The sequence below is a fragment of the Pseudarthrobacter phenanthrenivorans genome, from assembly GCF_036455295.1.
GTDB lineage: Bacteria > Actinomycetota > Actinomycetes > Actinomycetales > Micrococcaceae > Arthrobacter > Arthrobacter phenanthrenivorans_C.
Genome location: NZ_JAYXNX010000010.1, coordinates 57,321 through 69,461 on the forward strand (window position 1 = coordinate 57,321; position 12,141 = coordinate 69,461).

Here is a 12,141-nt window from a genome sequence, read left to right on the forward strand (position 1 = left end):
GCCCGGCCGGGCGTGGGGCGGCCATCCAGGCCAGGACCGGCCCCACGAGGACCGGTCCTAGTGACGGGAGGGGATCCCGAGTTTGGCGCTGCCGCGCTGCTTGGTGGTCTCAGGAATCCTGATACCTGCCTCGGCCAGCCGCCGGGCCGTCTCTTCCGGTGACACGTACTCGCCAACAGTGGGCGCACTGCCCAGGGGAACCACTGAATGCACGATCGTGTGCTCGTACACGTGCACAAGGTTGAATGCCTGCCCGCCGTCCTGCCCGCGCGTGCCTCCAACCGGAACGTTCAGGTCCTGGGTGTAGCAGGACGCGGACGCAACCGAGACGGGAACACCGGCGAAGCTGGCGGTGGTGGAGTAGTGCAGGTGGCCGGCGAGGATGGTGCGGACATCAGAGTTTCGAACCACTGCCGCCAGCGATGACTGGTCGCGCAGTTCCACCAGGACCGAAAGATCCAGCACGGACGGAACCGGAGGGTGGTGCAGGGCCAGGATGGTGCCGTCCGGGGCCGGTGTTTCCAGCTGTTCGGCCAGCCACTCCAGCTGCGAAGCGCTTAGTTCACCGTGGTGGAAACCCGGGACTGTAGTGTCCAGGGTGATGACCCGCAGCCCGTTGATGAAGTAGCTGTGGTCCACCGGCTCGTCGGTTCCCGGCTGGTCGAGCAGCCCCCTGCGGAAGTTGGCCCGGTCGTCATGGTTTCCCATGGCCCAAATGACCTGCGCACCCATCTCCCTGCAGGCCGGCTCCACGATGGCGCGCAGCTTCACATATGCGCCTGGATCGCCCTTGTCAGCGAGGTCGCCGGTGAAAATCACGGCCTCGGGCCGGGCGCCGGACGCTTTGACTTCGTCGAAGAGCTGGCTAAGCCTGGCTTCGCTGTCGACGGTTCCGTAGAGGGGTTCTGGACCTCCCAACAAGTGGGGATCGCTCAGGTGGAGTAGGAAGTGGCGTGGCCGGGGATGTTCGGCCTCGATGTGCTCCATTGCTACCTCTATGGTCGGTGGGAAGCCGTTCTTCCCTTGTACCCTTCAGTAATATTTATCCAATCAGACATTTGGCAAACTTGGGGTGAATTGCCATTACTGATGTGGAAAAAGTTCAAAGAACTGCGCTTCTGCAGGGGCGGGTCCCCGTTTTCGCTGCCCTCACCCCAGCGCCTCCTCGATCGCGTCGATGACCTCCGCTGAGTCCGGTTCAACCGTAGGGGCGAACCGGGCCACCACCTCGCCCTCACGGCTCACCAGGAATTTCTCGAAGTTCCACTTCACCATCCCCGGCAGCAGGCCGGTCCTGAACTTGGTGAGCTCGGAGTAGAGCATGTGTTGGTTCCGGCCACGCACGTCCGATTTGGCCGTCAGCGGGAAGGTGACTCCGAAGTTCCGGTCGCAGAAATCCGCTATTTCACTGTCTGTACCGGGCTCCTGGCCAGCGAACTGGTTGCAGGGAACACCCAGCACCTCGAAACCACGGTCGCGGAATTTCCCGTAGAGGGCTTCGAGCCCGGCGTACTGGCGGGTGAAGCCGCAGTTGGATGCCACGTTGACCACCAGGACCACTTTCCCTTCAAACTGGCCGAAGTTGGTCCGGGTGCCGTCATTGAGTATCAGCGGGATCGGATAGAGCGGGCGGGGGCGGCGCGTCTGCGAAAAAATCTCCATACAGGCAATTCGTCGCCAATCCCCCTGGGTACGGGTCCGCTTCGGGATTTCCTAGGCCGGCGGGGTGGTCGCCGCGGGATCGCTGGCAGTAGGCGCGGGCGTGGGCTCAACCGCCGGAGGCACTGGAGTGAGGGCCGTCGGCGTCGGCGCAGGTGCCGGCGCGACCGTTGTGGGCGCGGGCGCAGGCGCAGGCTCTGGCGCGACCGTCGTGGGCGCAGGTGCAGGTTCCGGCGCGACCGTTGCGGGCGCAGGTTCCGGCGCTGGTGCTGGCGCCACCGTCGTAGGTGCAGGCGCAGGCTCAGTAGGCAGCGGAGTTGCAGAGTCAGTCGGCGCAGGCTCAATGGGTGCCGGATCAGTCGGCGACGGCGACGGGCATGCCTGATCAGTAGGCGCAGACAGAGTCGGCGTCGGGCCCGCCGGGTCAGTGGCTACCGGATCGGTAGGCGCAGCCGCCGTCGGCGTCGGCGTCGGAGTCGGCGACGGCGAGGGCGATGGGCTCACTGGGTCAGTTGTCGCAGACGGAGCCGTTGATGGGGAAGGGCTTGCAGGGTCGGTCGGGGAGGGTGCCGGATCGCTGGGAGCCGGCCCCGAGGAAGGTGGCACGGCGCTTGCGGAAGGTTGCGCGGGTGGTTGGTCCGTCGTCGTCAACTGCACGCTGGGAGGCGGAAGCACTGCGCCCATCGCCTCCCATGGCAATGGCGCGGGGGCAGGCGCCACCGCCGCCGGGAAGGGCGACACCTGCAGGCCTGCCGCAGGGAACCCGCTTCCGGTGTCCACCTGGAGGGGGATGGTCCAGCTGATCATGCCTCCGGACAGCCCCTGGCCGGGAGCATAGGACACCAAGTCCGCTGCAAGCGGCTGGCTCAGTGCCCGGAGCTGCAAAAAGCTCCACCGCATTGGGTTGGTGTAGCGGCCGTTGAGGATGGACTCGAAATGCAGGTGGCATCCCGTGGACCATCCCGTGGTGCCCACGCGGGCGATGGCCTGCCCTGCCTGGACCCTGTCGCCGGTGTGGACACCAATGGATTCAAGGTGGTTGTACGTGGTGATGAGGCCGTCGCCGTGGTCGATTTCTATGCGGTTCCCTCCGCCCCAGGGATGCCACCCTGCAGCGCGGACAACACCGGAATCCGCTGCATAGACGGGCGTTCCGCAAGCAGCGGCGAAGTCCTGCCCCAGATGGAAGTCCCCCGCTGCCCCGCTGATCGGGCTGACCCTGTACCCAAAGGGTGAGCTGGGATCGAGGAACTGAAGCGGAGACATCAGGAAGCCCGCCAACGGCCTTCCCGCTGCTGCGGTTCCGACTGCCAGGGCGGACGCGTCCTGGACGGACCCTCCGATGGAAGTATGCGGGAAGGCCAGGGCGGCCTGGGGGTCGGAGAGGATGGCGGGCGGCAAGGCACTGGTGACAAGCTGGTCCGACGACGGCGGAGCGTCTGCCGCGTGCGGCCGGGGAACGCTGCCGGTTCCGGAAGTCCGGGCCGGGGCGTTAGCGCCAGGACCGGCGCCGGCATCGACAACCGCTCCAGCCAGCCCGCCCGGCCCGGGAGAGCCTGCAGAAAGGTTGACGGCGCAGACGGCTGCGGCCAGCACCCCGGCCGCAGCGACGGCGCGGGCAACGCGGGGAAAAGTATGTTGGTCCGGCTTCCCGTTGCCGGGCACAGAATTCCTGCCCAATTAACTGACTCCACGACGTGGCCTGCCGCTCGGTGTCTCGACGGTATGTCCCATGGGACCACAGGACGGCTGGGGCGGAAACCCCGGGGCCGGACAATGCGGGATTTTTGTGGGCCGTTAGGGGCAGGCAGCCGCAGGATCCTCCCGGCAGCATGCCGTGCCTGCCCAAATAGGCAACAATGTCTCATGCGCAATGTGCTCCGTACATGGCGGGACGAAGTCAAGAAGACCTTTTCAGGCAGGGCCGACGCCCCGCCTGACTGGACGCTGCGCCTGGCCGAGGGCGACGACGCGGGCTACCACCTTCCCGGTTCGGCGGTGTGGGCGGTTCACGGGTCCATGACGCCCATCGTTGGAGGGATCCGCACGCTGCTCATGCAGTCGCTCCACCCGGGCGCGCTGGCAGGCGTGCACGAGCACTCCAACTTCCGCGAAGACCCGCTCCGGCGTCTGGCCAATACCATCCGGTGGATCTTCACGGTGACGTATGGGTCAACGGCGGCCGCAGAGGAGGCAACCAGCCGGGTCCGCCGCCTCCATGAGCCCGTCCAGGGCAACTACAGTGGCAACGACGGCGAAGTGCACACGTACAGCGCCAACGATCCCGACCTGGCCGGCTGGATCCACCTTGCTTTCACGGACGGCTTCCTCGCTGCCCACAAGATCTGGGGCGGCCCCATTCCGGGCGGGGCGGACTCCTATGTCCGGGAGTGGGCCCAGGCCGGGCAACTGATGGGCGTGGAAGACCCGCCGCTGACCGAAGCGGAGATGCACCGCCAGTTGGACCGTTGGTACGGGCAGCTGAGGGCTGACGACAGGGTGAAGGAAACGGTGGAATTCATCCGCAACGCCCCGCTGCATCCCCTGCTGAGGCCCGGTTACCGGATCCTGTTCGCCGGCGCCGTCTACAGCCTGGAACCCCGGTACCGCCAGATGCTGGGACTCTCGGTTCCGCGGCTGGGCCCGTTCCCCCTTCCGGTACGGCTGGCCACGAAGATGGTGCTCGGCGTCGTCCACGTCGCCCTGGGTGGCTTCCGCAGGCGGATGGGTCCCAGCGAAATGGCAGCCCGGGAGCGCCTGCAGCGGCTGGCAGGGCCTTCTCCCCGGGTGGCCTGACCGGCGCCCCGGAGGCAAGTCCCGGGTATTAAAAGCAAGAACCCGGCTCCAGGGTTACCGGAGCCGGGTTCTTGACCGGCGGAGAATGGGGGATTTGAACCCCCGAGGGCGTTAACCCAACACGCGTTCCAGGCGTGCGCCATAGGCCGCTAGGCGAATTCTCCAACTGCTTCTGAATCAAAAGCAGGTACTAGATTACCTGAAGTTTCCCGCATCGCCCAATTGGCCCCGTTGATGCGGTTTCCGGGGCGCCATTCCATGCCCCTGCCAGCCTTAGGCCCACTGCCCCTCAACGTGAAAATGGACGCCCCCAATGCGCCCATTCCCTGTTGCACCGTTGAGCTGCCGGGTCCAGTCCCGTTCAGCCAGGCCACGCAGCTCACAACCTTGAGATTGCCCCAATCGGTGTACATACCAATGATCGCGGCTGGCGCAGTGATACGCAATGGATTTCCGCAATGTCCCTGGCCTGTGAAGCGCACGGGGCCACCCGCCGGGCGCCCCGCCGGCTGGCGGAAAGCCGATTCGAGTCGCGCCGGATGTTCGGGTAAAGTATCTGACGGCCCCTCATGTGGCGTCATCCTGTTGAACTCCCCCAGGACCGGAAGGTAGCAAGGGTAGACGGGCTCTGGCGGGTGCATGGGGGGTCTTTACTATTCCCCCACAGGGCGGCATGATGTCAGCCCGGATTGGTAGGGTTTTCTCTGTGACAGTTACTACCGCCCTGTACCGCAGATACCGTCCCGACTCGTTCGCTGACGTTATCGGGCAGGAGCACGTCACCGAGCCCCTGATGACGGCTTTGCGGAAGAACCGCGTCAATCACGCCTACCTTTTTTCCGGCCCCAGGGGCTGCGGCAAAACAACGTCCGCCCGAATTTTGGCGCGCTGCCTGAACTGTGCCCAGGGCCCCACGGACACCCCCTGCGGGACCTGCCCCAGCTGCGTCGAGCTGGCCAGGGGCGGCTCCGGCTCCCTGGATGTCATCGAGATCGACGCCGCAAGCCACGGCGGCGTCGACGACGCACGGGACCTCCGCGAGCGCGCCACCTTTGCGCCCGTCCGGGACCGCTACAAGATCTTCATCATTGACGAGGCCCACATGGTCACCTCGGCGGGGTTCAATGCCCTGCTGAAGATCGTGGAGGAGCCGCCGGAACACATCAAGTTCATCTTCGCCACCACCGAGCCTGACAAGGTCATCGGAACCATCCGGTCCCGGACCCATCACTATCCCTTCCGGCTGGTGCCGCCAGAGCCCCTGATGGCCTACCTGGAACTCCTGTGCCGCCAGGAGAACGTCCCGGTGGCCCCCGGTGTCCTGTCCTTGGTCATCCGGGCCGGCGGCGGCTCCGTCCGCGACTCCCTCTCCGTCCTGGACCAGCTCATGGCCGGCGCCGGACCCACCGGGCTGGACTACGAACTGGCGGTGGCGCTGCTGGGCTATACCCACGCATCACTGCTGGACGACGTCGTGGAAGCCATCGCCGCGTCCGACGCCGCCACCGTCTTCCGCGCCGTTGACCGGGTCATCCAAACCGGCCATGACCCGCGCCGCTTCGTCGAGGACCTCCTGGAGCGCTTCCGTGACCTGATCATCGTCCAGGCGATGCCGGAGAGCGCCCACGCCATCCTGCGGGGAATGCCGGCGGACCAGATCGCCCGCCTCCAGAACCAGGCACACAACCTTGGAGCAGCGGAACTTTCCCGCGCCGCAGACGTCACCAATACGGCGCTGACCGAAATGACAGGTGCCACGTCCCCGCGGCTGCACCTTGAACTGCTCTGCGCCCGGATACTGCTGCCCAGCTCCGAACAGAATGAGCGCGGCATGGCTGCCCGGATCGACCGGGTGGAGCGGCGCCTGAACTACGCCGGGAACGACGTCGGGACTCCCGCTGCCCCGGCGCCTGCTGCCACCCCGGCGCCGGCAGCTGCAGCGCCTGCAGGCACGGCAGCGCCGGAATCTCCTGCCGCACTGCCTGCTACCTCCGCAAAGTCAGTACCCGGCACTCCAGAGGCACCGGCTTCCGTGCCCCAGGTTTCCGGCCACACCGAAGCTGCGTCACCGGAGGCCCCGGCAGCCACGCCGGCAGCGGGCGGCCACGCCGCTCCCGCGGCTGAAGCTCCCCGCAGCCCGCTCACCCCGCCGCGGGTCAGCACCAGCGACTGGCCTGTGGAGGAACAGGGACACGCCCGCACGCCACAGGGCCCTGCTGCGCCAGGAACCACCCCCGCGGCAGCACGGCAGACGCCTGCAGCACCGCACAACAATGCAGCACCGCAAAACAACAGCGTCCCGCAAGGCAACCCCTCGCCACAAAGCAACCCGGCGCCACAGACGGCCGCCCCTCAGCCGGCGGGCAGCATGCAGGCATCCGGCAACAACGAGCCGGCACAGCGCCAGGCGGCACCTGACCAGGGAGCCCCGGCACATTCCGCGCCTCCCGCGTCCCCGGCCATGGGTGATGTGGAGGTCCTCCGCAGGGCGTGGCCTGACGTCCTGCAGGCGCTGTCCAAGATCAAGCGCAGCACCTGGGCACTTGTTGAGCCCAACGCGCAGGTCAGCGCCTTTGACGGCAGTGTCCTCACCCTCTCGTTCACCACGTCCGGGCTTGCCGGGGCCTTCGGCAGGGCGGACCACTCCGACAACCTGCGCAAGGCCATCCATAAAACTGTTGGCATCGACTGCCAGATCAACGCGGTGGCCGGTGGCGGCCCCAGCCAGGCGAGCTCTGAGCCAAACCCAAAAGTGCCCGCCAGCCCGGTGGTTCCGGCCACTTCAGCTGACGTTGCATGGGGGCTGGCTCCGGCTCCCGCCCAAGCATCTCCGCCGGCTGCTCCTGCCGCCGCTGCACCTGCCACAGGGACTGCGGCTACAGCTCCGGCTGCCACGCAAGGCAGAAGTACCGGAGCCTTCAATACAGCCGGCAGCACGACTGCCGGGGGACGCTCCGGAAGCACAGCTGTTGCAGCCACCCCAGCTGATACCCAGGAGGCCGGCACACAGGCGGCGGATTCATCCGCCCTCCCCGCGCAAGGATTACCGCCTGCGTCCGGGCCCCACGGGGACGGCCACCAGGGCACGGAACCTGCCCGGGCCGCTTCCGGCAGCCCTGCAACCGGACCAGGCCCCGGCTCCGGCATGTCCCCGTACCCGTCGGCCGGCGGCGACTACTCCTACTCGGATGACGACTGGGGCCCGGCCCGGGACGAGGACGCTCCTCCCCTGGACGAAGAACCTCCCATGGATTGGGAGCCCTCGGAAGGGTCCGGTGGCGGCGTTGCCTCACCTTCTTCAACTGGAGCCGGCCGCCAGCCGGCCGGCGGACGCGGCAAGCCTGCGTCGGGGACCCCCGGAAGTACGGCCGGCAGCGCACCGATGGATAGCGGCGCACCACCTGCCGCCCCCAGCACTGGCCAGCCGGCCGGCGCCGTGCATGACCCCTGGACCCGTGCCGTGGAACAGGCCCCCGGCATCTGGGTGGTGGGAGACAAGAGCAACGTAGGAGCCAAGCACGCGCCATCCTCCACTGCTGAAAACATCGGGGAACAGACCGCCGTCCCGCACTACGCACCCGCCACGGCCCAGGTTCCGCCTTCGATCCCCGCGGTTCCGGTCGCAGCGGCAGCGGACACGGCATGGCAAGGCGGGGGCGCTGTAACTGCCCCCGGCAACAGTCACGGGGAACCTGATTTTGGCGGCCACCACGCGGCGTCCCCCGAGCACGCCCCGGCACCTGAATTCGCCATGGCCTCGGCCGGCCCCGCCACGGTGGCACCGGCCCGCGTCCCACCGTCCTCCACAGCACCGGCCCCGGTTGCAGCCTCCCCTGTTGCGCCGTCCCCTGTTGCACACTCACCTGCGGCATCTGCTTCCGTTGCAGCGCCCCGGACCCAGGCACCCGCGGCCGCGCCGGCAGCGGGCCGGACGGAAACCCGGCAGAGCCTTTACCAGCGGTTGTCCAACAGCCCTGAAGCTGAGGCCGGCCGGGCCAAGGCCCCTGCCAGGGCCACTGCTGCCCAAAGCACCTACGTCCAGGACATCCCAAGCGCTGATGATGAGACCATCGAGGAATCGGGGGTGTTTGGCCGCGCCGCCGTGGAGCGCATCCTGGGCGGCAAGCTGATCGAGGAGCGGTCACTGGACGGAAGCCCGGTCCCGCCCCGCTACTGAGGACGCTCAGGCCTCCACGCCCTGAACCTGCCCTGATCCACCCGCCATCCATACCAAACTGAAGAGGGAAACGTGTACGAAGGTGCTGTCCAGGAGCTGATTGACGAGCTCGGACGCCTTCCCGGAGTAGGACCCAAGTCCGCGCAGCGGCTGGCGTTCCACATCCTCGAGGCCGACCCCCAGGACATGAAACGGCTGGTGGAAGCCATCACCACCGTGAAGGAACGCGTCAAGTTCTGCACCGTCTGCGGCAACGTCACGGAGCAGGACCTGTGCAACATCTGCCGCGACCCGCGCCGCGATCCTGCCGTTATCTGCGTTGTGGAGGAGTCCAAGGACGTTCTGGCAGTGGAGCGCACCCGTTCGTTCCGCGGTCGCTACCACGTGCTGGGCGGAGCGATTAATCCCATCGCGGGCGTGGGACCTGAGCAGCTGCGGATCCGCGAACTGCTCACCCGCCTCAACGACGGTGAAATCCAGGAAGTCATTATCGCCACGGACCCCAACCTGGAAGGTGAGGCAACGGCCACCTACCTGGCCCGCATGCTCAAGACCATCGGCATTGCCGTCACCCGCCTTGCCTCCGGCCTGCCCGTCGGCGGGGACCTGGAATACGCCGACGAGGTCACCCTGGGCCGGGCGTTCGAGGGGCGCCGCAACGCCCTGGGCTGACGCATCCCGCTGCCGCCCGCAGTCGTACTTCTGCGTGGTTGAACCTGGTGTCCGCTGCCTCCGCGTGCCGGGCGTGGGCCGGTATGTGGTCACAATTAAACGTCCCTCCGGGCACGGCGATAAACTGTCCCAAGGAATGCCGCGCCGTCCCGGCGTCAGGCCGCCTGGCCTCCAGAACTCCAATTGATCCAATGAAGGTACGCGCATGAGTACGCCCACCACCGAAGTGCACAACGCAACACAGCCGCAGGTGGCGCCCGCCGCCGGAGCGGTGACCAAGCAGCTCATTGTGCAGAAATTCGGCGGCTCCTCCGTGGCGGACGCGGACGGAATCAAGCGTGTGGCAAGGCGGGTGGTCGATGCCCAGAAAGCCGGCAACGAGGTGGTTGTGGTCGTCTCGGCGATGGGTGACACCACGGATGAACTCCTGGACCTCGCCGCGCAGGTGACCGATTCCGCGCCCGCCCGGGAAATGGACATGCTCCTGTCGGCCGGCGAGCGCATCTCCATGGCGCTGCTGGCCATGGCCATTAACAAGCTCGGCGCCTCCGCCCAGTCCTTCACCGGCTCGCAGGCGGGCATGATCACCGACGGAATCCACGGCAAGGCGAGGATCATCGACGTCGACCCGCACCGGATCCGCACCGCCCTGGACAAAGGCAACATCGCCATCGTGGCAGGCTTCCAGGGCATGACCCGGGCCACCAATGAAATCACCACGCTGGGCCGTGGCGGCTCGGACACCACCGCCGTGGCTCTGGCGGCCGCCCTCGATGCCGACGTGTGCGAGATCTATACCGACGTGGACGGCATCTTCACGGCGGACCCGCGGGTGGTTCCGTCTGCCCAGAAGATCGACACCATTTCCAGCGAGGAGATGCTGGAACTCGCTGCTTCGGGCGCCAAGATCCTCCACCTGCGGTGCGTCGAATACGCGCGCCGGTTCGGCGTGCCGCTGCACGTCCGCTCGTCATTCAGCCAGCATGAAGGCACCTGGGTCATCCCCAGCGCCGACGACAAGATCACCACTCAAGAGGGAGTTGCCTTGGAGCAGCCAATCATCTCCGGCGTTGCGCATGACCGTTCGGAAGCGAAGGTCACCGTTGTGGGCGTCCCGGACATCCCCGGCAAGGCCGCCGCGATTTTCCAGGTCATCGCAGACGCGCACTCGAACATCGACATGATCGTCCAGAACGTGTCCACCCACGGCACGGGCAAAACCGATATCTCCTTCACGCTTCCCATCGTGGAAGGCGCCGACGCCCTGGCCGCCCTCCACGCGGCGCAGGACCAGATCGGCTTCGAGGCCATCGAATACAACGAGCAGATCGGCAAGCTGTCCCTGATCGGCGCCGGCATGCGCTCCCACCCCGGCGTTTCCGCCACATTCTTCAAGGCACTCTCCGACGCCGGCATCAACATCAACATGATCTCCACGTCGGAAATCCGCATCTCCGTTGTGACCCACGCGGATCTGCTGGACGAAGCCGTCCGCGTGATCCATAAGGCGTTTGGGCTCGACACCGAAAGCGAAGCGACGGTCTACGGCGGCACGGGCCGCTAGGTTAGACGCGAAAAGCCTGGTTGCCTTTCTTTTCCAGGAAAGGCAACCCGGCTTTTCTGTTTCTGGAAGCATCCAGGGAGTATCAGGTTTCGCGTTCCAAATCTTCACGGCGTACCGCGTAGTGATGGCCGGTCGAATCCGTTTCCACGACGAAATGCGAGAGATCCTCTTCGGAGGCCTGCTCGAATTCATCGTGTTTGTGCACCACGGGCGCGTCGGCGTCCAGTCGGGTGGCAGGACCAAAGACGAAACGGAGCCTGTCTGTCAGGCCCATGAAACTGGCGAGGACATGTGCCACTGTTTCCACCCCCTTCCCGACGCTCGGGCGAAAGCGCAACCGGCCCCGGGGGGAGCCAGTGCCCTCATTTTAAGCCCGGGACACCAAAAAGGCGCTGGTGCTGGCGGGGTTGACTTCCTAGCGCAGCGAGCGGTCTTCGGGGTTCTTCGGCACTACGTAGGTGCTGCCGTCCGGCCGGGTGACCGTCTCCCACTGCTGCGTCTCCGCCTGGCGCTGGGCCAGAAGCCGGCGGTTCTCCTCGGTCATGTCGTGGCCAAGCGCCGTCCGGCTTGCGGGGCCGAATATGGCCCGCAACTTTCCCGTGGCCCGCATGAAGCGCTGGGAGGCATTGCCCCTGTCCGCGGACTTGTCCGTGCCCATGAAGAGGTTCCTTCCACTCACCGTTTACAGAAGCAAATGTACACTAATGATTAGTGCACTAACAGTTGGAGGATCAATGACCGCTACAGCGGCAGCGAACGCAGAGACAACGTCCACGGCAGAACCGGACGCGGCCCAGGAGGAGGACCTGCTGCTGGAACACCAGCTCTGCTTTGCGCTGACGGTCGCAGCGCGCAGCGTCGTGGGGGCCTACAAGCCCGTGCTTGAGAAACTCAACCTCACCCATCCGCAGTACCTGGTGATGCTCTGCTTGTGGGAGGACAGCCCGCGGACTGTACGGAACATCAGCGAGGCGCTGGCCCAGGAACCGGCCACCATTTCCCCGCTCCTGCGCAGGCTGGAAGCGTCCGGACTGGTCACGCGCCGCCGCGCCGACGGCAACGAGCGCGCACTCGCCGTCGAACTGACCCCGAAAGGCGCTGCCCTTCGGCAGGAGGCGCTGCGGGTTCCGGGCACCATGATGGAGCGGCTGGGCCTGACCCGCGAACAGGTCACCGAACTGCACGCGTCCATGATGGGCCTGATCGCCGCCACCTCCGCGTAACTGTCCCGCCGCGCTGGACGCTGACCGCCGGGCCATGCCAAGCGACTAGA

At 66.6% G+C, this 12,141-nt stretch carries 10 protein-coding genes, 1 tRNA gene, 1 other RNA gene and 1 pseudogene; 7 read left to right on the forward strand and 6 right to left on the reverse strand.

Features of this window, described 5'->3' with window-relative positions; genetic code table 11:
- Positions 1-57: 57 nt before the first annotated feature.
- A complete protein-coding gene (locus VXJ37_RS14045; protein WP_331323653.1) occupies positions 58-987 on the reverse strand; it encodes a phosphodiesterase in 930 nt (309 codons plus the stop codon).
- Positions 988-1,149: 162 nt separating this feature from the next.
- A complete protein-coding gene (locus VXJ37_RS14050) occupies positions 1,150-1,662 on the reverse strand; it encodes a glutathione peroxidase (RefSeq protein WP_331323654.1) in 513 nt (170 codons plus the stop codon).
- 424 nt (positions 1,663-2,086) lie between these two features.
- On the opposite strand from VXJ37_RS14050, the gene VXJ37_RS14055 reads away from it, so the two are divergent.
- Positions 2,087-2,497, forward strand: a complete 411-nt coding sequence (locus VXJ37_RS14055; protein WP_331323765.1) for a hypothetical protein — start codon at positions 2,087-2,089, stop codon at positions 2,495-2,497.
- 74 nt (positions 2,498-2,571) lie between these two features.
- On the opposite strand, the pseudogene VXJ37_RS14060 reads toward VXJ37_RS14055, so the two are convergent.
- Positions 2,572-2,925 (reverse strand): annotated as a pseudogene (locus VXJ37_RS14060) (M23 family metallopeptidase); the annotation flags it as partial.
- Between the two features lie 600 nt (positions 2,926-3,525).
- On the opposite strand from VXJ37_RS14060, the gene VXJ37_RS14065 reads away from it, so the two are divergent.
- Positions 3,526-4,455 (forward strand): oxygenase MpaB family protein, encoded by a 930-nt coding sequence (locus VXJ37_RS14065; RefSeq protein ID WP_331323655.1) that lies wholly within the window; start codon positions 3,526-3,528, stop codon positions 4,453-4,455.
- 79 nt (positions 4,456-4,534) lie between these two features.
- Here VXJ37_RS14065 and VXJ37_RS14070 read toward each other — a convergent pair.
- A tRNA-Ser gene (locus VXJ37_RS14070) sits at positions 4,535-4,619 on the reverse strand.
- Positions 4,620-5,013: 394 nt separating this feature from the next.
- Between VXJ37_RS14070 and ffs the strand changes: the two genes are divergently transcribed.
- The 4 genes from ffs to VXJ37_RS14090 all read left to right on the forward strand — a co-directional run bounded on the left by ffs (position 5,014) and on the right by VXJ37_RS14090 (position 10,868).
- An RNA gene (gene ffs / locus VXJ37_RS14075) (signal recognition particle sRNA small type) lies at positions 5,014-5,110 on the forward strand.
- A 21-nt stretch (positions 5,111-5,131) separates the two neighbouring features.
- Positions 5,132-8,632: a DNA polymerase III subunit gamma and tau gene (locus tag VXJ37_RS14080; RefSeq protein WP_440589814.1), complete on the forward strand. Its 3,501-nt coding sequence runs from the start codon at positions 5,132-5,134 to the stop codon at positions 8,630-8,632.
- 72 nt (positions 8,633-8,704) lie between these two features.
- Positions 8,705-9,304, forward strand: a complete 600-nt coding sequence (gene recR / locus VXJ37_RS14085) for a recombination mediator RecR (protein WP_331323657.1) — start codon at positions 8,705-8,707, stop codon at positions 9,302-9,304.
- Between the two features lie 205 nt (positions 9,305-9,509).
- Positions 9,510-10,868 carry an aspartate kinase gene (locus VXJ37_RS14090; RefSeq protein ID WP_141943926.1) on the forward strand — a complete coding sequence of 453 codons (1,359 nt, stop codon included), beginning with the start codon at positions 9,510-9,512 and terminating at the stop codon, positions 10,866-10,868.
- A gap of 82 nt (positions 10,869-10,950) precedes the next feature.
- Here the strand turns inward: VXJ37_RS14090 and VXJ37_RS14095 are convergent, their stop codons facing one another.
- Both VXJ37_RS14095 and VXJ37_RS14100 read right to left on the reverse strand, forming a co-directional pair.
- Entirely contained in the window at positions 10,951-11,166 is a 216-nt protein-coding gene (locus VXJ37_RS14095; protein WP_331323658.1) for a hypothetical protein, read from the reverse strand.
- Positions 11,167-11,283: 117 nt separating this feature from the next.
- Positions 11,284-11,526: a hypothetical protein gene (locus VXJ37_RS14100; protein ID WP_331323659.1), complete on the reverse strand. Its 243-nt coding sequence runs from the start codon at positions 11,524-11,526 to the stop codon at positions 11,284-11,286.
- 76 nt (positions 11,527-11,602) lie between these two features.
- Here VXJ37_RS14100 and VXJ37_RS14105 point away from each other — a divergent pair, with 76 nt between their 5' ends.
- Entirely contained in the window at positions 11,603-12,091 is a 489-nt protein-coding gene (locus VXJ37_RS14105; RefSeq protein WP_331323660.1) for a MarR family winged helix-turn-helix transcriptional regulator, read from the forward strand.
- The last annotated feature ends 50 nt before the right edge of the window (positions 12,092-12,141 follow it).